Origin of the sequence: Streptomyces swartbergensis (genome assembly GCF_002148965.1) — a bacterium.
Classification (GTDB): domain Bacteria; phylum Actinomycetota; class Actinomycetes; order Streptomycetales; family Streptomycetaceae; genus Streptomyces; species Streptomyces swartbergensis.
The window spans coordinates 1-21,070 of sequence record NZ_NGFN01000063.1; the positions used below are offsets into that span (position 1 = coordinate 1).

18 protein-coding genes and 1 tRNA gene are annotated in these 21,070 nt (G+C 71.2%); 12 read left to right on the forward strand and 7 right to left on the reverse strand.

The window, feature by feature from the left end; all coding sequences use genetic code 11:
• From CA983_RS13055 to CA983_RS13065, 3 genes are all read left to right on the forward strand, one after another.
• Positions 1-1,263, forward strand: a 1,263-nt coding sequence (locus CA983_RS13055) for a PP2C family protein-serine/threonine phosphatase (protein ID WP_107500234.1), incomplete at its 5' end; no start/stop codon positions are given.
• A 76-nt stretch (positions 1,264-1,339) separates the two neighbouring features.
• Positions 1,340-2,815 (forward strand): aminopeptidase P family protein, encoded by a 1,476-nt coding sequence (locus CA983_RS13060; protein WP_086601052.1) that lies wholly within the window; start codon positions 1,340-1,342, stop codon positions 2,813-2,815.
• 180 nt (positions 2,816-2,995) lie between these two features.
• Positions 2,996-5,989: a glycine--tRNA ligase gene (locus CA983_RS13065; RefSeq protein ID WP_086601053.1), complete on the forward strand. Its 2,994-nt coding sequence runs from the start codon at positions 2,996-2,998 to the stop codon at positions 5,987-5,989.
• 129 nt (positions 5,990-6,118) lie between these two features.
• On the opposite strand, the gene CA983_RS13070 is transcribed toward CA983_RS13065, so the two are convergent.
• Positions 6,119-6,589, reverse strand: a complete 471-nt coding sequence (locus CA983_RS13070; RefSeq protein WP_086601054.1) for an ATP-binding protein — start codon at positions 6,587-6,589, stop codon at positions 6,119-6,121.
• Between the two features lie 224 nt (positions 6,590-6,813).
• Between CA983_RS13070 and CA983_RS13075 the strand changes: the two genes are divergently transcribed.
• The 9 genes from CA983_RS13075 (at position 6,814) to CA983_RS13115 (ending at position 16,683) form a co-directional block, all read left to right on the forward strand.
• Positions 6,814-7,629, forward strand: coding sequence for a hypothetical protein (locus tag CA983_RS13075; protein WP_086601055.1), 816 nt, complete (start codon positions 6,814-6,816; stop codon positions 7,627-7,629).
• 150 nt (positions 7,630-7,779) lie between these two features.
• On the forward strand, positions 7,780-8,508 hold the full coding sequence (locus CA983_RS13080) for a YcnI family copper-binding membrane protein (protein WP_086601056.1): 729 nt from the start codon (positions 7,780-7,782) through the stop codon (positions 8,506-8,508).
• Between the two features lie 93 nt (positions 8,509-8,601).
• Positions 8,602-9,255: an SCO family protein gene (locus CA983_RS13085; RefSeq protein ID WP_086601057.1), complete on the forward strand. Its 654-nt coding sequence runs from the start codon at positions 8,602-8,604 to the stop codon at positions 9,253-9,255.
• Complete coding sequence (locus tag CA983_RS13090) at positions 9,252-9,734, forward strand: copper chaperone PCu(A)C (protein WP_086601058.1); 483 nt, start codon at positions 9,252-9,254, stop codon at positions 9,732-9,734. Before CA983_RS13085 ends, CA983_RS13090 begins: the two co-directional genes overlap by 4 nt.
• 14 nt (positions 9,735-9,748) lie before the next feature.
• Entirely contained in the window at positions 9,749-11,773 is a 2,025-nt protein-coding gene (locus CA983_RS13095) for a copper resistance CopC/CopD family protein (protein ID WP_086601059.1), read from the forward strand.
• Positions 11,774-11,779: 6 nt separating this feature from the next.
• A complete protein-coding gene (gene efeB, locus CA983_RS13100) occupies positions 11,780-13,069 on the forward strand; it encodes an iron uptake transporter deferrochelatase/peroxidase subunit (RefSeq protein ID WP_086601060.1) in 1,290 nt (429 codons plus the stop codon).
• A 60-nt stretch (positions 13,070-13,129) separates the two neighbouring features.
• A complete protein-coding gene (gene pheA, locus CA983_RS13105) occupies positions 13,130-14,062 on the forward strand; it encodes a prephenate dehydratase (RefSeq protein ID WP_086601061.1) in 933 nt (310 codons plus the stop codon).
• Positions 14,063-14,602: 540 nt separating this feature from the next.
• On the forward strand, positions 14,603-15,880 hold the full coding sequence (serS, locus tag CA983_RS13110) for a serine--tRNA ligase (RefSeq protein WP_086601062.1): 1,278 nt from the start codon (positions 14,603-14,605) through the stop codon (positions 15,878-15,880).
• Positions 15,877-16,683 carry an HAD family hydrolase gene (locus CA983_RS13115; RefSeq protein WP_086601063.1) on the forward strand — a complete coding sequence of 269 codons (807 nt, stop codon included), beginning with the start codon at positions 15,877-15,879 and terminating at the stop codon, positions 16,681-16,683. Before serS ends, CA983_RS13115 begins: the two co-directional genes overlap by 4 nt.
• Positions 16,684-16,720: 37 nt before the next feature.
• On the opposite strand, the gene CA983_RS46205 is transcribed toward CA983_RS13115, so the two are convergent.
• From CA983_RS46205 to CA983_RS13140, 6 genes are all read right to left on the reverse strand, one after another.
• Positions 16,721-16,825 (reverse strand) — tRNA-OTHER (locus CA983_RS46205).
• Between the two features lie 269 nt (positions 16,826-17,094).
• Positions 17,095-17,400 carry an SGM_3592 family protein gene (locus tag CA983_RS13120; RefSeq protein ID WP_483027215.1) on the reverse strand — a complete coding sequence of 102 codons (306 nt, stop codon included), beginning with the start codon at positions 17,398-17,400 and terminating at the stop codon, positions 17,095-17,097.
• A 100-nt stretch (positions 17,401-17,500) separates the two neighbouring features.
• Positions 17,501-18,220, reverse strand: coding sequence for an ABC transporter permease subunit (locus CA983_RS13125; protein WP_086601064.1), 720 nt, complete (start codon positions 18,218-18,220; stop codon positions 17,501-17,503).
• A 9-nt stretch (positions 18,221-18,229) separates the two neighbouring features.
• Positions 18,230-19,141: an ABC transporter ATP-binding protein gene (locus CA983_RS13130; protein ID WP_086601065.1), complete on the reverse strand. Its 912-nt coding sequence runs from the start codon at positions 19,139-19,141 to the stop codon at positions 18,230-18,232.
• Entirely contained in the window at positions 19,138-20,055 is a 918-nt protein-coding gene (locus CA983_RS13135) for an ABC-2 transporter permease (protein ID WP_086601066.1), read from the reverse strand. The genes CA983_RS13130 and CA983_RS13135 overlap by 4 nt, the downstream gene beginning before the upstream one ends.
• A complete protein-coding gene (locus CA983_RS13140) occupies positions 20,045-21,013 on the reverse strand; it encodes an ABC transporter ATP-binding protein (RefSeq protein WP_086601067.1) in 969 nt (322 codons plus the stop codon). Before CA983_RS13140 ends, CA983_RS13135 begins: the two co-directional genes overlap by 11 nt.
• Positions 21,014-21,070: the final 57 nt, after the last annotated feature.

The window sequence follows — 21,070 nt, forward strand, 5'->3', positions numbered from 1 at the left end:
GTACTCCAGGACCGTCTCGCCGGCTGGGTCTCCGACCTGACCACTCTCCACGAGCTGACCGAACGCCTGACCCGCACGTCCGGACTCGACGACGCGCTCCAGGAACAGCTGCGGGCCGGCGCCGCCCTGGTGGGCGCCCGCCGCGGCCTCGTCGTCCTGGAACCCGGCGACGGCCTGGGCCCGGACACCACCATCGGCCTGGGCCTGGCCCGCGCCGACCTCGGCCACATCGAGACCGTGCCCCGCAGCGCCCTGTCCTACGGCCGGTTCCTCGACGGACTGCCCGGCGAGGACGGCATCGCCGAGCCCGACCTGTTCGCCGAGGAGGGGCTCGACCCCCGCCACCGCGAGGTCGCGGCCCGCCTCGGCTACGCCGCCAGCTACGCCCTCCCCCTGACCACCGAGTCCGCCGGCCGCCTCGGGGCCGTCGTGTGGCTCTACGACGAACCCGCCGAACCGAACGAGCGGCAGCGCCACCTCGTCGGCCTGTACGCCCGGTACGCCGCCGAACACCTCGCCCGGCTCCTCGAACTGGAGCGCACGCGCGCGTCCATGGCGACCATGTCGGACGAGCTGCTGCCCGCGCGGCTGCCGCGGGTGGCCGGTGTCCAGCTCGCCGCCCGGCACCGCACCGGCCCGCGCGGCGGCGGCGACTGGTACGACGCGCTGCCGCTGCCCGACGCCGCCCTCGGCCTCGCCGTCGGCTCCGTCACCGGTGCGGGGCCCAGCGCGGTCGCCGCGATGGGGCGGCTGCGGGCGTCCCTGCGCGCGTACGCCGTGATGGAGGGGGAGGACCCGGTCGCCGTCCTGTCCGACCTGGAGCTGCTGCTGCGGCTGACCGAACCGGCCCGCTCGGCCACCGCCCTGTTCGGCTACTGCGAACCGGCCGCCCGCAAGATCACGCTGGCCGGTGCCGGGCACAGTCCGCCGCTGCTGCTCGGACAGCGCCGCACCGAGTTCGTGGAGACATCGGTCTCCGCCCCGCTGGGCATGCTCGCCTGCTGGGAGGCGCCGAGCGTGGAGATCCTCGCCGAGCCCGGAGAGACGGTCCTGCTGTACACCGACGGGCTGCTGCACCGCACCGGGGAGACCACCGACCGCGCCTTCGCCCGGCTGCACGCGGCGGCGGCCGGAGCACCCCGGGCCCTGCGGCGCGACCCCGGCGCCCTCGCCGACCACGTCCTGCGGAGCGTGCTGCCGGACGGGCTGGACGCGGCGGGAGGTGCGGAGGACGTCGTCCTGCTGGCGGTTCGGTTCGAGTAACGCTCCTCGTCATCGCCCTGAGGCCGCTTCCACGCCGCCGTAGAGTGGAGGGCGGTCCAGTGCCGTATCGAGGAGGATGACCGCCGTGGCAGAAGAGCCTTCGGACACCCCGGAGACTGCCGAAGAAGAGCCGATCAAGCAGCGGAAGAACGGACTGTACCCCGGCGTGTCCGACGAGCTTGCCGAGAACATGAAGACCGGCTGGGCGGACACCGAGCTGCGTGACCTCCGGCCCGTCCCCCAGGCCGCCGAGACCGCCGCCCGCCGGGCCGCGCTGTCCGCCCGCTTCCCGGGCGAGCGGCTGGTGATTCCCGCGGGCAACCTGAAGACCCGCTCGAACGACACCGAGTACGCCTTCCGCGCCTCCGTCGAGTACGCCTACCTCACTGGCGGCCGGCCCGACGAGAGCGCAGACGGCGTCCTGGTCCTGGAGCCCAAGGGCCAGGGCCACGAGGCGACGATCTACCTCCTGCCGCGTTCCAACCGGGAGAACGGCGAGTTCTGGCTGGACGGCCAGGGCGAGCTGTGGGTCGGCCGCCGCCACTCCCTCACCGAGGCGGAGAAGCTGTACGGCATCCCCGCCTCCGACGTGCGCGAGCTGGCCGGGGCGCTGCGCGAGGCCACCGGCCCGGTGCGGGTCGTGCGCGGGTACGACGCCGGCATCGAGGCCGCGCTGACCGACAAGGTCACCGCCGAGCGCGACGAGGAGCTGCGGGTCTTCCTCTCCGAGGCGCGGCTGGTCAAGGACGAGTTCGAGATCGGTGAGCTCCAGAAGGCCGTCGACTCGACGGTGCGCGGCTTCGAGGACGTGGTGAAGGTCCTCGACAAGGCCGAGGCGACCTCCGAGCGGTACATCGAGGGCACGTTCTTCCTCCGCGCGCGCGTGGAGGGCAACGACGTCGGCTACGGCACGATCGCCGCGGCCGGGCCGCACGCCTGCACACTGCACTGGGTGCGCAACGACGGGCCCGTGCGCTCGGGCGACCTGCTGCTGCTCGACGCGGGTGTGGAGACGCACACGTACTACACCGCCGACGTCACGCGGACGCTGCCGATCAACGGCCGGTTCAGCGAGATCCAGCGGAAGATCTACGACGCCGTGTACGAGGCCCAGGAGGCCGGGATCGCCGCGGTGCGGCCCGGGGCGAAGTACCGGGACTTCCACGACGCGGCGCAGCGGGTGCTGGCCGAGAAGCTGGTCGAGTGGGGGCTGGTCGAGGGGCCGGTGGAGCGGGTGCTGGAGCTGGGGCTTCAGCGGCGGTGGACGTTGCACGGGACCGGGCACATGCTCGGGATGGACGTGCACGACTGCGCTGCCGCGCGGACCGAGACGTACGTCGACGGTGTGCTGGAGCCGGGGATGTGCCTGACCGTCGAGCCGGGGCTGTACTTCCAGGCCGACGATCTGACGGTGCCGGAGGAGTACCGGGGCATCGGCGTGCGGATCGAGGACGACATCCTCGTGACGGAGGACGGCAACCGGAACCTGAGTGCGGCGCTGCCTCGTCGGGCGGACGAGGTCGAGGCGTGGATGGCCGCCGTCAAGGGCTGAGTTTCGGGTGCGGGTGTGGGGGCTGGTCGCCCACGCGGCGGAGCCGCATGGGGACCCAGCCCCGCGCCCCTGAGTCGACGCCATCCGGCCAGCGGTCAGAAAACCGCAGGTCAAGGGTAGTTGGCGTGTGAGATCATGGCCGACCTTGCCGGTCCGACTCGGGGAACAGGCGCGATCACCATGAAGAACGTCCAGACGGCGCTGACCATGCAGGACGCCATCCTCACCCTGCAGAAGTACTGGAGCGACAACGGCTGCATGATCTCGCAGCCGTTGAACACCGAGGTCGGAGCGGGTACGGCCAACCCGGCCACGGCGCTGCGGGTGCTCGGTCCCGAGCCGTGGAGCGTCGCCTACGTGGAGCCGAGCGTGCGGCCGGACGACTCCCGCTACGGCGAGAATCCCAACCGGCTCCAGACCCACACCCAGTTCCAGGTCATCCTCAAGCCCGACCCGGGCAACCCGCAGGAGCTGTACCTGGGCAGCCTGGAGGCGCTCGGTGTCGACCTGGGCGCGCACGACGTGCGGTTCGTCGAGGACAACTGGGCCTCGCCCGCGCTCGGCGCCTGGGGGCTGGGCTGGGAGGTCTGGCTGGACGGCATGGAGATCACCCAGTTCACCTACTTCCAGCAGGTCGGCGGTGTCGCCCTGGACCCGGTGTCGGTGGAGATCACGTACGGCCTGGAACGCATCCTGATGAACCTTCAGGGCGTGGCCCACTTCAAGGACATCGTGTACGCGCCGGGCATCACGTACGGCGAGGTGTTCGGGCAGAACGAGTACGAGATGAGCCGCTACTACCTCGACGACGCCGATCTCGACACCAACCAGCGGCTCTTCGACGCGTACGCGGCCGAGGCCCGGCGCCTGCTCGACCTTCAGCTGCCGGTCCCGGCGTACACGTACGTGCTCAAGTGCAGCCACACCTTCAACGTGCTCGACGCGCGCGGCGCGATCAGCACCACCGAGCGGGCCAAGGCGTTCGCGCTGATGCGCGGCCTGACGCACGAGTCGGCCAAGCTGTGGGAGCGGCGGCGGGCCGCGCTGGAGCATCCGCTCGGGGTGGCTGCCCCTCCGGCCCCGGCCCAGCGGGCCGCGCTGCCCAAGGTGCCCGGCGTCGAGACGCTGCTGTTCGAGATCGGCGTGGAGGAACTGCCGTACGCCGACGTCCCCGCCACCACCGAGGCGGTGCGCGAGTCGGTCACCGCCAAGCTGGCCGCGACCCGGCTCGGGCACGGCGCGATCACGGTGATGGCCACGCCGCGCCGGATCGTGATCACGGTCGACGGGGTGCAGCCGCGCGAGCGGGACACCATGCGGACCGTGCGCGGCCCCAAGGTCGCCGCCGCCTTCAAGGACGGTGCTCCGACGCCTGCCCTGCTGGGCTTCGCCCGCAGTCAGGGGGCCGAGCCGACCGACGTGCGGATCGTCAACGTCAAGGGTGTCGAGTACGTGGCCGTCACCCGGCACGAGGAGGGGCGTCCGGCCGTCGAGGTGCTCAGCGATCTGCTGGCCGAGGTCGTGTCGGGGCTGCGTGCCGGGCGCAACATGCGGTGGAGCGACCCGGGTCTGTCGTTCTCACGGCCCGTGCGGTGGCTGCTCGCGCTGCTGGGCCGTACTCCCCTGCCCGTGGTGGTCTCCTCGCTCGTCGCGGGCGACACGACGCGGGTGCAGCGTCAGGCGCCCTACCCGGTCGTCCGCGTGACCTCGGCCGAGGGCTACCCGCACTTCCTGCACATGCACGGCATCCTGCTCGACCGGGAGGCCCGGCGCGGCGCGGTGGTCCGCGGTGCCCTGGAGGCGGCGGCCGAGGTGGGCGGCCGGATCGACGTGGCGGGCCAGGCCGATCTGATCGACGAGATCACCGACATCCTGGAGTTCCCGTACGCCGTGCGGGGGTCGTTCGACGAGCGCTATCTGGAACTGCCCGCGAGCGTCCTGACCACCGTGATGCGCAAGCACCAGCGCTATCTGCCGGTGCTGGACGGTGAGCGGCTGATGCCGCACTTCGTCACCTTCGCCAACGCCCTGTGCGACGACGACGTGGTGCGGGCGGGCAACGAGGCGGTGCTGCGGGCCCGTTACGAGGACGCCGCGTTCTTCTGGCGGGCGGATCTGAAGGTGCCGCCGGCGGAGTTCCGGCGCCGGCTGGACAAGCTGACCTTCGAGGACCGGCTCGGTACGGTCGCCGACCGTGCCGACCGGCTCGCCTCCCTCGCCCTGGACCTGGCCGGGCGGGCCGGGCTTCCGGAGGAGGCGGTGGAGGTCGTGCGGCGCGCCGGTGCGCTGGCGAAGTTCGACCTGGCGTCGCAGATGGTGATCGAGTTCTCCGGACTGGCCGGGGTGATGGCCGAGGAGTACGCCCGCCGGGCCGGCGAGTCCGCCGAGGTCGCCCGGGCGCTGGCGGAGATGGAGCTGCCGCGCTCCGCCGGCGGTGCCCTGCCGGCCGGGGACGCGGGGGCCGTGCTGTCGCTCGCCGACCGGTTCGACCTGGTGACGGGCATGTTCGTGATCGGGGCCGCGCCGACCGGCAGCTCCGATCCCTACGGGGTGCGCCGGGCCGCGATCGGGCTGCTCAACGTGTTGCGGAGCCTGCCTGCCGTGGCCGGAGTGCGGGTGAGCGAAGGGTTGCGCGCGGCGGCCGTGCGGTACGCCGCACAGGGTGTCGAGGTGCCCGCCGAGCGGGTCGCCGAGGCCGGCGAGCTGATCACCCGGCGCTACGAGCAGCAGCTCACGGATGCCGGGCACGAACATCGGCTCGTTCAGGCCGTCCTGGTGTGGGCCGACCGGCCCTCTCACGGCGACCGCACCCTGGCCACGCTGGAGCGGCACATCGGCACGGAGGCGTTCGAGGAACTGGCTGCCGCGTTCCAGCGGGTGATGCGCATTCTTCCCGAGGGCGGCGTCGAGGCGGCGGATCCGTCCCTGCTGACCGCGCCCGCCGAGCTGCGTCTCGCCGAGAGCGCCGACGCCGTACGCCAGGCCCTGCACGGCCGCGAAGACGACCTCGGGGCGCTGATCGAGGTCTCCGCCCCGCTGGTCGAAGCGATCAGCGCCTTCTTCGACGAGGTGCTGGTGATGGACCCCGACCCGGCGGTCCGCGCGGCCCGGCTGGCGCTGCTCAGTCAGGTGGCGGGGCTGGCGCGTACGACGCTGGACTGGGGCGCGCTGTAGGGGCGGACGTCGGAAGGGCGGACTTTCAACGGGGCGGACGTTCAGGGAGCGGTGTTCAGGGGGCGGATGTTCAGGGGCGGACGTTTCACGTGAAACAGCGCCCCCGAGCCGATCGAGTGTCGGCAGAGGTCAGACCGCCATCAGCGGCGCTGCGTCCTCGCGCCACTTGAGGACCTTGTCGAAGCTCACCACAGCCCCGCCCCGGCCCGGCTTGTTGCCGATGTGGACATGGTCGGCGAGCTCCTCGATGAGGCACAGCCCTCTGCCGTTCTCCGCGTCGGAGTGCGCGGGCCGGATCGGCGGGCGGGACCGGCCAGCGGAGGCCGCGGGGAATCCCGGGCCCGCGTCGGCGACCTCGATCCGGCACTTCTCGCCGTCGAGGTACGCCGTGACCCGGTACGCCTCCGAACCGGGGCCGCCGCACGCGGTGTCCCCGCCGTGCTCCACGGCGTTCGCGCAGGCCTCACTGAGGGCGACGGAAAGGTCGTAGGAGATATCGGGATCGACGCCCGCGGTCTCCATCGTGCCGATCAGAAGGCGCCTGGCGAGCGGCACGCTCGCAGCTTCGCGCCGCAGATGGAGTGACCACCAGATGCTCATGCTCCAGCCTCCTGGCCGCGGCTCGACATACCGTTACGTATTGCCCTGACTCCCCGCATGTAAGCGTGAAGTTGACGTGATGCCGCCCATACGGTGGATGCGCCCTAGCCCCGATCGGTGTATGTGAGGGGGCGGGTGGGGCCAGAGTGTGACGTTCCGGTCGTAGGGCATCTTGTGGACCTGCCGCACGAGGCCTGGGTGGCCAGTGCGATGATGAGCCCGCCATGACTGCCCCCCACGCGTGCGCGACGCGCTCCGGACTCACGCTCCGGATCCTGCGGGCCGCGGTGTTCGCCGCGGTCTGTGTCGTGCTGGCCGGGGCAGGTCACACGCTCGCCTCCTGCGACGGCATTCCGCTGTGGACGCTGGGCGCCGGGTTCCTCGGGGTGGTCGCGGTGGCGGCTCCGTTCGCCGGGCGCGTGCGCTCGCTGCCGGGGATCACGGCGCTGCTCGCGGCCGGTCAGACGGTGTTGCACACGCTGTTCGGACTCGGTCAGCACGGCACGGCCGCCGCCACATCCTCGGTGCCGGCGGGCGCGAGCGACGCCGCGCTGGTCCAGCAGGCCGCACGGCTCGTGTGCGGCGCGACGGCGGCGGCGATCAGCCCGGCGCAGGCCCACAAGATCCTCACCGACGCCAGGATCCAGCCGCCCACGGGGGCGCACACGCATCTGCCGGCGGACGCCGGGGCGTCGGCCTCGCTGTGGCCGTCCCTGCCGATGCTGCTCGGCCACGTTCTCGCGGCGATCGCCGCCGGCTGGCTGCTGCGCCACGGCGACCTGGCTCTGCTGCGGCTCACCGAGCTGTCGGCGCAGGGTGTCGCGGAAGGGGCGCTCGTGCGTTCCCTGCGTGCCGCGCTCGCGCTGGTGCGCGCCCTGCGCGCCGGGCTGCCGGGAGCGCCGGAGGCATGTCCGCGCCCCGTGCACGCCGTGCGGCCCACGCCTGCGATGCCGCGCACGACGGCTCTTCAGCACACGGTGATCCGGCGTGGCCCGCCGGCCGCCACGGCTCGCGCATCCGCACTCGCCCTCGCCGCCTGACACGGCGCGACCACCACTCCGCCTTTTCGTACGATCCGGATGATCCGGATGGTTCGGACGGCCTGGAGGGGAGCCGCTGTCGTGCGGCACGCGCGTGTGCGCGTATCCCTCTTCCCCATCCGACCCGACTCACAGCGGAGTGCTCCTTCCATGAAGGCTTCCCGTATCGCCGCGGCCGGTGCCGCCGCCGGTATCACCGTTCTCGCCCTGTCCGTCCCCGCCTTCGCGCACGTCACCGTGCAGCCCGAGGGCGCCGCCGCCAAGGGCGGCTACGCGGTCGTCGACTTCAAGGTCCCCAACGAGCGGGACGACGCCTCGACCACCAAGCTCGAGGTCAGCTTCCCCACCGACCACCCGCTGGCCTCGGTGATGCCGGAGCCGATGCCCGGCTGGAAGATCGACGTCACCAAGTCCAAGCTGGACAAGCCGCTGGACATGCACGGCGAGAAGATCTCCGAGGCCGTCACCAAGGTCACCTGGACCGCCGACGGCAAGGGCATCGAGCCCGGCTACTTCGAGAAGTTCCCGCTCTCGATCGGTCAGCTGCCCGAGGACACCGACCAGCTGGTCTTCAAGGCCCTCCAGACGTACTCCAACAAGGAGGTCGTCCGCTGGATCGAGGTGCCGCAGGAAGGCCAGGAGGAGCCCGACAACCCCGCCCCGGTGCTGGAGCTGTCCGCCGCCTCCGAGGACGGGCACCACGCCTCCTCGGGTGACGACGCCTCCCACGCCGAGTCGGCCGAGAAGGCCTCCGCCGACACCGCCTCCTCCGACAGCACCGACACCACCGCCCGCGTCCTGGGCGTCGTCGGCATCGTGGTCGGCGCGGCGGGCGTCGCCTACGGCGTGCTGGCCGGGCGTCGGCGTACCAACGCCTGAGGCCGCTTCCGTTGCACGGCGCGCGCCGGGTTCCCGCCCTCGGCGGGAGGGACCCGGTGCGCGCCGGATCACCGACATCTGGGACATTTTTCTATGCGCACCAAGACCTTCGCCGCGGCCGCTCTGCTCGCCGCGGCCTCCCTGACCCTCACCGCCTGCGGCAGCGGGAACGACAGCGACAAGCCCGTCGCCGTCGTGTCGGAGCAGGCCGGTACCGAGAAGGCCGCCACCGTTCTCGACAAGCCGTTCGAGAAGCCGGACCTGGTCCTCACCGACACGCAGGGCAAGAAGTACGACCTCCGCAAGGAGACCGAGGGCAAGCCCACGCTGATCTACTTCGGCTACACCCACTGCCCCGACGTGTGCCCGTCGACGATGAGCAACATCGCCGTGGCCAAGAAGCAGCTGCCCAAGGCCGAGCAGGATGAGCTGCGCGTCGTGTTCGTCACCACCGACCCGGACCGCGACAAGCCCGCGGAGCTCGGCAAGTGGCTCAAGGGCATCGACCCGCAGTTCATCGGCCTCACCGGCGACTTCCCGACCATCCAGGCCGGCGCCCGCACCCTCGGCATCTCCATCGATCCGCCGCACAAGGACAAGAACGGCAAGATCATCTCCGAGCACGGCACGCAGGTCATCGCCTTCTCGCCGAAGACCGACGGCGGCTACGTGCTCTACGGCGAGGACGCCACCGTCGACGACTACACCAAGGACCTCCCCAAGATCGCCAAGGGGGAGAACCCGTGAGGCGGCGACTCGGCCCGGCGGCCCTCGTCATAGCCGGGGCGCTGGCCCTGGCGGGATGCGGCGGCTCGGACTCGGAATCCGGGGACTCCGGTTCCGGGAGCGGCAAGGCGGAACTCTCCGTGGGCTCCGCGTACATGCCGCAGCCCGTCTCCGACGAGATGGCGGCCGGCTTCTTCACCGTCACCAACAAGGGCGGTGCCGCCGACGAGCTGACCTCGGTCACCAGCGAGATCGCCGGGCAGGTCACCGTGCACGAGACCGTCGGCTCGGCCATGCAGGAGGTCAAAGGCCTGAAGGTCCCCGCCCACGGCGAACTCGTGCTGAAGAGCGGCGGCAACCACCTGATGTTCGAGCAGCTGAAGCGCAAGCCGAAGGAAGGTCAGACGGTCTCCGTCGAGCTCCACTTCGCCCATTCCGGTCCGGTCGAGGTCGAGATGCCGGTGAAGCCGGCGACCTACAACCCGAAGACCGGACACTGAGGGAGGGACCCCCTGTGACGCAGACCATCGCCCCCCGCGTCCGGACCGTGGTGCTGCTGCTCCTGGCCGCGGCCTGCGCACTCCTCGCCGGCGCCGCTCCGGCCTCCGCGCACGCTGCGGTGACCGGCAGCGACCCCGCGCAGGGGGCGGTGGTCGACAAGGCCCCGGCCCGGATCTCGCTCACCTTCTCCGAGCAGGTCGCGATGTCCGGCGACTCGCTGCGCGTGCTCGACCCCGAGGGCAAGCGCGTCGACACGGGCGAGCCGTCCAACGTCAGCGGAACGACGTACGCCGTGCGGCTCCGTTCCGGCCTGCCCGACGGCACCTACACGGTCGCCTACCAGGTGGTGTCCGCGGACAGCCACCCCGTCGCCGGTGCCTACACCTTCTCCATCGGCGCCCCGTCCAAGACGTCCGTGACGGTCTCCGATCAGGCGACCGACGACGGCGCGGTCGGCTGGCTGTACGGCTTCGGACGGTACGTGTCCTACGCCGGGTTCATCGTGATGGCCGGCGGCGCCGCCTTCGTGCTCGCCTGCTGGCCGCGCGGCTCCGGAGTGCGGCCCGTGCAGCGGTTCGTCGTCTCCGGGTGGCTCGCGCTCACCGCCGCGACCCTCGCCCTGCTGCTCCTGCGCGGCTCCTTCACCGGCTCCGGGAAGGTCGCCGACATCTTCGACCTGTCGCTGCTCGGGCAGGTGCTCCAGACCAAGACCGGCGCGGCCCTGGTGTCCCGGCTGCTGCTGCTCGCCGCGGCGGCGCTGTTCATCGCCGTGCTGTTCGGGGCCTACGACAAGCGGGACGACCCCCAGGAGAAGCGGGACCTGACCTTCGGACTCGCCATCGGCGGCGTCGTCGTGGCGGCCGGGCTCGCCGCGAGCTGGGCGATGTCCGAGCACGCCTCGGTCGGACTCCAGGCGGGCATCGCCATGCCGGTCGACGTCGTCCATCTGCTCGCCGTCGCCGCGTGGCTCGGCGGGCTGGGCGCGCTGCTGGTCGCCCTGTACCGGGCACCCGCCGACGCGCCCGTCGACGCGTCGGCCGTACGCCGCTTCTCCCGCGTCGCCTTCGGCAGCGTCCTCGCGCTGATCGCCACCGGGACGTACCAGTCCTGGCGCCAGCTCGGCTCCTGGTCGGCCTTCACCGACACCCGCTACGGACAGCTGCTCCTCGCCAAGATCGCCCTCGTGGCCGTCCTGGTCGGCGTCGCGTGGATCTCACGCCGGTGGACGGGACGGCTGGCCGAGACGGTACCGGCAGCGGCGGAGCGGGAGAAGGCGCGGGTCGGAGCGGGGGCCGGCGCCTCTGGTGACACCGAGCCCGATGCCTCTGGTGAGGCGGAGCCCGACATGACCGGCGACGGCCGGAAGGGCACGGACACCGAGGCCGGCACCGAGGCCGGCACCGAGGCCGGCACCGACGCCGGCGAGCAGCCCGATCCCGGGCCTCCCGACACCGAGCGGGCCGCGCAGCTCGCCCGGCAGCGGGCCGCCCGGGACGCCGCCCGGCAGAAGCGGCTGCGGGACGCCGACCCGAACCGCTTCGGCCTGCGCCGCTCCGTGCTGGCCGAGGCCGGCATCGCGGTCGTCCTGCTCGCCGTCACCACCGTCCTCACGCAGACCGAGCCGGGACGCACGGAGCAGGACGCCAAGGCCGCCACCTCGTCCTCCGCATCCACATCACCCGACACGGGCGCGTCCGGGGCCCTGACCCTGAACATGCCCTTCGACACCGGCGGCGAGAACGGCAAGGGCATCGTGACCGTCGACCTCGACCCCGCACGCGTGGGCGGCAACGAGATGCACGTCTACGTCGAGCGGACCGACGGCCAGGCCTTCGACATCCCCGAGGTCAAGGTCGACTTCACCCTGAAAGCCAAGGGCATCGGGCCGCTGCCCGTCGTCCCGGACCACATCGCAACCGGACACTGGTCGGCGAACGGAGTGCAGATCCCCATGGCCGGCGACTGGAAGGTCGACGTGACCGTGCGGACCTCCGACATCGACGAGGTGACCGTCTCCAAGAACGCGCAGATCGGCTGAACCACCATGGCTGACCAGTCCATTCCGAAAGCCCGAACCCCCGCCACCGCCCCGGCGCAGACCGAAGCGGCCCCGGCCGACGAGGGCATCTCGCGGCGACGTCTGCTCGGCACCGCCGGTGCCACCGGACTCGTGCTCGGCACGGCGGGCGCGGCCGTCGGATACGCCGCCGCCCCCACCGAGGCTGCTGCTCCCCTCACCTCGCTCGGCGCCGACCGGGCGATGTTTCACGGGAAACATCAGCCCGGCATCACCGACGGCCTGCAGGCCCGCGGCCACCTCGTCGCCTTCGACCTGGCGGCGGGCGGCGGCCGCAGGGAGGCCGCCGCCCTGCTGCGCCGCTGGTCGGAGACGGCCCGGCGGCTGATGGCGGGCGAGCCGAGCGCCCACGACGACACCGACGTGGCCCGCGACGCCGGACCCTCGTCGCTGACGATCACCTTCGGCTTCGGCCACAGTTTCTTCGGCAGGACCGGCCTGGAGAAGCAGCGCCCGACCGCCCTGGACCCGCTGCCCGAGTTCTCCTCCGACCACCTCGACAGGAAGCGCAGCAACGGCGACCTGTGGGTGCAGATCGGCGCCAACGACGCCCTCGTGGCCTTCCACGCCCTGCGCGCGATCCAGAAGGACGCGGGCTCGGCGGCCCGGGTCCGCTGGCAGATGAACGGCTTCAACCGCTCGCCGGGCGCCACCGCCCACTCCATGACGGCCCGCAACCTGATGGGCCAGATCGACGGCACCCGCAATCCGAAGCCGTCCGAGCCCGACTTCGACCAGCGGATCTTCGTGCCCGAGACGGGCGAACCGGCCTGGATGGCGAACGGCTCCTACGCCGTCGTACGCCGGATCCGCATGCTCCTCGACGACTGGGAGAAGCTCTCCGTCAAGGCGCAGGAGGACGTGATCGGCCGCCGCAAGTCCGACGGGGCGGCGCTGTCCGGCGGCACCGAGACGACGCCGATGGACCTGGAGAAGACGGACGCCAAGGGCAACCTCGTCGTCCCGATCAACGCCCACGCCCGGATCACGCGGCCCGACCAGAACGGCGGCGCCGCGATGCTCCGCCGCCCGTTCTCCTTCCACGACGGCATCGACCCGGACGGGGTCCCCGACGCGGGCCTGCTCTTCGTCTGCTGGCAGGCCGATCCGCTGCGCGGCTTCGTGCCGGTGCAGCGCAAGCTCGACCGCGGGGACGCCCTGTCGCAGTTCATCCGGCACGAGTCGAGCGGGCTGTTCGCGGTGCCCGGTGGGGCCGCCGAGGGCGAGTATGTGGGACAGAAGTTGCTGGAGGGGTGAGATTTCAGCTCTTGGTGGGTTGTCGGGGATAGCGCTCCGCGAGCCCATTAGGGTGAGGTCATGCCAGCGAGCTATGCGTATCTCGGCCCCGAGGGCACCTTCACCGAAGTCGCCCTGCGCACGCTTCCCGAGACCGCCACCCGGGAGCTCATCCCGTACGTGTCCGTCCAGTCCGCGCTCGACGCGGTACGAGCCGGCGAGGCCGAGGCCGCGTTCGTGCCGATCGAGAACTCCGTCGAGGGCGGCATCACCACCACCCTCGACGAGCTGGTCGCCGGCGCGCCGCTGATGATCTACCGCGAGGTGCTGCTGTCGATCACCTTCGCGCTGCTGGTCCGCCCGGGCACGAAACTGTCGGACATCAAGACGGTCTCCGCCCACCCGGCCGCCCAGCCGCAGGTGCGCAACTGGCTGAAGAAGAACCTCCCGGACGCCCACTGGGAGTCGGCCGCCTCGAACGCGGACGCCGCCCGGCTCGTCCAGGAGGGCCAGTACGACGCCGCCTTCGCCGGCGAGTTCGCGGCCGCCCGCTACGGTCTGGAAGCCCTGGAGACCGGGATCCACGACGCGGAGAACGCCCAGACGCGGTTCGTGCTGGTCGGCCGGCCCGCCCGGCCCGCGGCGCCGACCGGCGCGGACAAGACCTCCGTCGTGCTGTGGCAGCGCGACGACCACCCCGGCGGCCTGCGCGATCTGCTGGGCGAGTTCGCCACCCGCGGCATCAACCTGATGCTGCTCCAGTCCCGGCCCACCGGCGCGGGCATCGGCAACTACTGCTTCTGCGTCGACGCCGAGGGCCATATCTCCGACCGCCGGGTGGCCGAGGCCCTGATGGGCCTCAAGCGGATCTGCCTCCAGGTGCGCTACCTCGGTTCCTACCCGCGCGCGGACATGCAGCCCGTGGATGTCCAGCCGCCGCGGCCGGGCACGTCGGACGACGAGTTCGTGGCGGCGGCGGACTGGGTGGCGCGGTGCCAGGACGGCCGGTTCTAGAACCGGTTCTGGCGGGCTTCAGGCCCGTCGTACCTGGTGATTGTCGTTATCCACAGAAGTTATCCACAGGTCCGCTTCTCGACCTGGGGACAAGTCGACAACGAAGCGCGAGTCAGTCGACAAATCGCCCTACAGGCCCTTGATGTGTCGATCGACAGGCAGGTCACCCTTCGTCCACCGTTTCCCCTTGCGTAACTCTTTGGAGTGACCCATTTCGACTCGAAAGTGAGGGTAGAGCAGGTTTGTATCGGGAATTCTTCGGTGCGGGTGAGCCTTCCGGAGTGATCAATTCCGAAGTCCACAGATCTTGCACACAGCCTGTGGATAACTTTCGGCGAGCGTGGACCCCTGTGGACAACCGGGCCCCAAGTCCCGCTCCCCACAAGGGATTCCAGTCAATGCGACGCCCTGCGCATGCCTCGTTCCGGGGAGAGATGGTCGCTTTATTGACACTCCACGCAATTCCCTCATAACGGTAGGTAAGCCACAGCCGGAATAGTGAGTCGTGGGCGGTCATCCCACACCGGTAGCCTTGAGCGCGTGATTGACCTTCGCCTGCTCCGTGAGGACCCCGACCGTGTGCGCGCGTCGCAGCGCGCCCGTGGAGAGGACGTCGCGCTCGTCGACTCCCTCCTGTCTGCCGACGAGCGGCGCAGGTCGTCCGGCGTCCGCTTCGACGAGCTGCGCGCCGAGCAGAGGGCGCTCGGCAAGCTCATCCCCAAGGCTTCCGGAGACGAGAAGGCCGAGCTGCTGAAGAAGGCGAGCCAGCTCGCCGCCGACGTCAAGGCCGCCGACGCGGAACGCGACGCGGCCGCCGCCGAGACCCAGGAGCTGCTCCTCAGGCTCGGCAACCTCGTTCACCCGGACGTGCCCGTCGGCGGCGAGGAGGACTTCGTCACGCTGGAGACGCACGGCACGATCCGCGACTTCACCGCCGAGGGCTTCGAGCCCAGGGACCACCTGGAACTCGGCCAGATCCTCGGCGCGATCGACGTCGAGCGCGGCGCCAAGGTCTCCGGCTCGCGCTTCTACTTCCTGACGGGCGTGGGCGCTCTGCTGGAGCTCGCCCTGGTGAACGCGGCGATGGCCCAGGCCACCGCGGCCGGCTTCACGCCGATGCTGACCCCGGCCCTGGTCCGCCCCCAGTCCATGGCGGGTACCGGCTTCCTCGGCCAGGCCGCCCAGGACGTCTACCACCTCGCCAATGACGACCTCTACCTGGTCGGCACGTCCGAGGTCCCGCTCGCGGCGTACCACATGGACGAGATCCTCGACGCCGAGAAGCTGCCGCTGCGCTACGCGGGCTTCTCGCCCTGCTTCCGCCGCGAGGCCGGCTCGCACGGCAAGGACACCCGGGGCATCTTCCGGGTGCACCAGTTCGACAAGGTCGAGATGTTCTCCTACGTCGCTCCGGAGGACTCGCAGGCCGAGCACCAGCGGCTGCTGGAGTGGGAGAAGCAGTGGCTGACCTCGCTGGAGCTGCCGTACCGCGTGATCGACGTGGCGAGCGCCGACCTGGGCGCCTCTGCGTCCCGCAAGTTCGACTGCGAGGCGTGGATCCCGACCCAGGGCAAGTACCGCGAGCTGACCTCGACCTCGGACTGCACCGAGTTCCAGTCCCGCCGCCTGTCGATCCGCGTCCGTGAGGGCAAGCAGGTCCGCCCGCTGGCCACGCTCAACGGCACGCTGTGCGCCGTGCCGCGCACGATCGTGGCGATCCTGGAGAACCACCAGCAGGCCGACGGCTCGGTGCGCGTGCCCGAGGTGCTGCGTCCGTACCTGGGCGGCCGGGAGGTCCTGGAGCCGGTGGCCAAGTGACCACCGCCGGTTTCCCGTACCCGCTGATCGCCACCGACCTCGACGGGACGCTGCTGCGTTCCGACGAGTCGGTGTCGCCCCGCACCCGTGACGCACTCGCCGCGGCCACCGCGGCGGGTGCCGCGCACATCGTCGTCACCGGCCGCGCGGTCCCGTGGACCCGGCACATCCTCGACGACCTCGGCTACCAGGGGCTGGCCGTCTGCGGCCAGGGCGCGCAGGTGTACGACGCCGGCGCCCACCGGCTGCTGACGTCGGTGACGCTGGACCGGCAGCTGGCCGGGGTGGCGCTGGCCAAGATCGAGGCGGAGGTAGGGCCGCTGTATCTGGCGGCGAGCCGGGACGGCCTGGACGGCGAGGTGCTGGTGGGTCCCGGCTACGCGGCCCACGGCAACCTGCCCGCGACCCCGTTCACGGACGCGTCCGACCTGTGGACGGCGCCCCTGAACAAGCTGTACATCCAGCACCCGACGCTCTCGGACGACGAGCTGTGCGAGGTGGCCACGCGCACCGCCGGCGGTTTCGTCACCGTCGTCATGGCGGGCGAGGGCATCGTCGAACTCCTGCCCCTGGGCCTGTCCAAGGCGACCGGCCTGTCCCTGGCGGCCCGCCGGCTCAAGATGAAGGCGGCCGACACGATCGCCTTCGGCGACATGCCCAACGACATACCGATGTTCGCCTGGGCCTCCTACGGTGTCGCGATGGCGGACGCCCACGAGGAGCTGAAGGCGGTGGCCGACGAGGTGACGTCCTCGAACGAGGAGGACGGGATCGCGGTCGTGCTGGAGCGGTTGCTGCTCTGAAGCTCGGGCCTGTCGCTCAGTGCCCGGTGGTGCTCGGCGGAGGATGCACGGATCGAACGTGCGCGGGCTTTCCAGCCCGACCATGACGCGCTATTGATCGAACACAGCGCAAGCCAGTGCCTTGCCACTCGGCCAATCCTCCGGGTGGGCGGCCCACGCGAGTGCGATTCGCGTGCTCGAAGCGGCCGCCCCGGGCAGCTCCCCGTACGGGGCGGGCTCTACGGAGGGGTAGCGACTACTCCGGAACCCGCCGCGGGCTGCCCTGAAGGGAGCTGGACGTACTGCCGTGCATGGACATCGTCCGGCTCCTCTCCCGGAACGCGGCGCCGGGCTGATCGCCCGGCAGGGACGACAACCACTCTGCCCGCCGGACGAATTGGGCGCCACCGAATAAATCGGCGGCCGGACCGGCTAGCGCCTGCGCCACCTGCGTCTGCGGGCCTTGCTGAAGAACCAGCCCGCGGGTGGCTCGTCGGAGCGCCAGGGCTGTGGCTCGGGTTCCTCGCGGCGCCAGCGCTCGGCGAGCATCCGGGCGCGGGCGGACGGCTCGGAGGTTCCGGCGGAGCGTATGAAGTCCTCGTCCAGGACGACGCCGTCGAGGTCGTCCCGGGCGTCGTCCCCGGACCCGGACACGTCTCCGGACCCGGACACGGACCCGGACCCGGCCCCGGACGCAGACTGCCTGTGGTCGTCGTACTGAGCCCTCTCGCCCGCCATCCCCGTCCCCTCCCAGCCGTCCAACTCCCGTGCGCTTCCTACATCCTGTTTGCCCAGTGTGCCCTGACAGAGGTGAAGCCCCTGTCAAGGCCGGGGCACGTCACTCCTCGCCGGCGAGGGTCAGCGAGCGCAGCTTCTGACCGGCGTACCAGGTGGCCAGCGCCGTGACGGCCACCAGCAGGACCGTCGCCGTGGTGAGGCCGACGTCCGAGGTCACCAGGTCCCCGCCGGACACCTTCTGGGCCACGGCCAGCGCCCACTGCTGGACGCTCAGCGTGCGCGCGCCCGGCACCAGGGAGCCGAACAGGGCCTCCCAGACCAGCGCGTAGACGAGCCCGAACACCACCGCGTGCCGGGAGACCGTGCCGAGCAGCAGGAACAGGGCCGCGTAGGCGATGGAGGCGACGAGTGCCGCCACCGTGTAGGCCACGGCGACCTGCTGGCCGTTGCCGTTGAGGATGAACCCGGCGATGAGCGTCGGCACCGCGGAGAACACCATCGTCACCGCGATCGCGACGATCAGCTTGGTGAAGATGATCGTCGGCCGTTTGATCGGCTTCGACAGCAGGTACACCACCGAGCCGTCGTCGATCTCCGGTCCGATCGCGCCGGTCCCGGCGATGACGCCGATGATCGGCACCATCGTGGCGAGGGCGAGGCCGCCGAGCAGGTCCGCCGCCGTCTGGTCGTCCGCCCCGGCGAGGAAGCGCACCACCACCGAGATGGCGATGAGCAGCAGCGGCAGGGCGCCGAGAATGAGGGCCCGGCGCCGGCCGAGCAGGGCCCGGTAAGTGAGCCGGGCGACTGTGGGGTCGTACATCAGGGCCTCCTACGCCGCGACGAGGTACGAGAAGACGGACTCGAGGGACTCGTCGGACGGCGAGACCGTGAGCAGCCGGATGCCGTGGTCCCTGGCCACCCGCGGCAGCAGAGCCGTGAAGCGGCCGAAGTCGACGGCCTGGATGCGCAGCGCGCCCTCGGCGAGGTCGACCTCGATGCCGGACGTCGACGGGTCGGCGATCAGCGCGGCCGCGAGGGCACGGTCGTCGCTGGAACGCACCAGGTAGCGGTGCGGCCGGTCGGTCATCAGGCGTCGGATCTTGCGGAAGTCGCCACTGGCGGCGTGCCGGCCGGCGACGACGACCTCGATGTGCCAGGCGAGTTGTTCGACCTCTTCGAGGATGTGGGACGAGAACAGCACCGTGCGGCCCTCGTCGCCCATGCGCCGCAGCAGGTCCATGAGCTGCATGCGCTGGCGCGGGTCCATGCCGTTGAAGGGCTCGTCCAGCAGGAGCAGGGACGGGTCGTGGACCAGGGCGGAAGCCATCTTCACGCGCTGGCGCATGCCCTTGGAGTACGTCTGGATCTTGCGGTCCTGCGCGTACTCCATCTCGACCGTGGCGAGCGCCTTCTGGGCCGCCTTGGCGCCCAGGCCGTGCAACTCGGCGTTGGCGAGGACGAACTCCTGCCCGGTGAGGAAGTCGTACATCGCCTCCCGCTCGGGGACGACGCCGATGTGCTTGTAGATCTGCTCGTTGCGCCACACCGGCTGGCCGTCGAGGGTGACCGTGCCGGTGGAGGGGGCCAGGAAGCCGCCCATCATGTTGATGAGGGTGGACTTTCCGGCGCCGTTGGGGCCGAGCAGGCCGGTGACGCCGGGGCCGACGGTCATGGTGATGTCGTTGACGGCGACCACGTTGCCGAACCAGCGGGAGACGTGGTCGATGGAGAGCGTGGTCACAGTCCCACCTTCTTGTAGCGGCGCATCAGGAGGCCGTAGCTCGCCGCGATCAGGCCCAGGGCGAGGAGGACGTAGGCGACGCCCTCCGCGTTGCTCGGGCCCACCCCGCCGGGGAAGGCGGAGGTCGCGCCCAGGAACGCGGACTGCACGCCGTCGATGATCGTGATCGGTGAGAACAGCCCGATCCACGGCACCGCGCCGCTGCTGCCCTGTGCGTCGGCGATGGCCTGGAGGGTGGAGACCGCGCCGTAGGTGATGGTCAGCACGGCGATCACGGCCGCGATGCCGAAGCCGCGGCGCGGGGTGAAGGACGCGATGACCAGGCCGATGCCGGCGAACAGCAGTGAGAGCAGTGCCACGGAGACCAGTCCTTGTGCGAATCCCTTGGTCTGGTCGGCGAAGTCGAGCTTGGCCAGCAGCGCGCCCACGTAGAGCACGAGCAGGGGACCGGCGGTGAGGATGAACAGCGCCGAGGCCAGCGCCGCGAACTTGGCGAGGACGTAGTCGGCGGTCTCGATCGGCCGCGAGAAGTACAACGGCACGGTCTTGAAGCGCAGGTCGCGCGAGACGGACTGGGGTGCCTGCGAGGCGACGTACAGGCTGATGACCGCCTGCATGACGATCGCGTAGCGCGTGTAGTCCACGGGCAGGGCGTTGGCCTTGGTGGCGACCGCGACGGCGACCATGATGGCCGCGGGCACGCACATCACCACGAACAGCAGCATCGGCAGCACTTTGGACTTGACCGAGCGGCCGAGGCCGTAGGAGCCGCGCAGGGACTGCGAGTACAGGGAGCGGCGGGCGTAGGCGCGGCCCAGCCGGGGGCCGTCGTAGCTGCGGTAGCCGATGTTGTGGATGCGGGTCTGGTCACCCGGCGCCGGGACGGATGTCCCCGTGGAGTGCTCAACCGCCATGGCCGACCGCCTCCTTCCGCTGCTCGTGCTGGTCGCTTGTCGTGAAGACCTCGGAGATGTGGTGCCGGCGCTGCTCCATGCGCACCAGGCCGAGTCCGAGGTCCGCGATCACGTCCCGGACCAGGTCGTACGTCTCCTCGCCCTGGGCGGTGAGCAGCAGGATGTGGCCGGCGCCCGGCAAGCCGCTGCCGTCCTCGACGCTCACCCCGCGCGCGTGCAGCGCGTCGCGCATCGCGCGGGTGCCGTCCGGGTGCTCGTCGGTGTCGGTGACCTCGATCGCGAGGGTCGTCGTGGTCTGGGTGAAGTCCGTGGTGGAGCTGGAGCGCAGGAGCGTGCCGCCGTCGATGATGACGACGTGGTCGCAGGTGCGTTCCAGTTCGCCCAGCAGGTGCGAGGTGACCAGGACCGAGATGCCGAAGTCGGTGTGGATCCGGCGGATCAGACCGAGCATCTCGTCGCGGCCGACCGGGTCGAGGCCGTTGGTCGGCTCGTCGAGGAAGACCAGCTGCGGGTCGTGGACGAGGGCCTGGGCGAGCTTCACGCGCTGCTTCATGCCGGTCGAGTAGCCGCCGATGGGGCGGTAGCGCTCCTCGTAGAGACCGACGTGCCGCAGGGTGTCGGCGGTGCGCTCGCGTGCGGCGGTGGGCGGCAGGCCGGACATGCGCGCCATGTGGACGACGAACTCGGTGGCCGAGACGTCCGGCGGCAGACAGTCGTGCTCGGGCATGTAGCCGACCCGCTCGCGGATGTCGGCGCCCTTGGTGGCGACGTCGAGGCCGAGCACTTCGGCGCGGCCCTCGGTGGCGGGGGACAGACCCAGCAGGATCTTGATCAGTGTGGACTTGCCGGCTCCATTGGCTCCGACGAGTCCGGTCACACCGGGCCCGACGTCCACGGAGAGCCGGTCAAGCGCGGTCACCCTGGGGAACCGCTTGCTCAGGCTTTCGGTCGCGATCACAGTCACGCTTCGAAGGTAGGGGCCGCGATCGTGGCGGTCGTCACTCCGCAGAGCTGT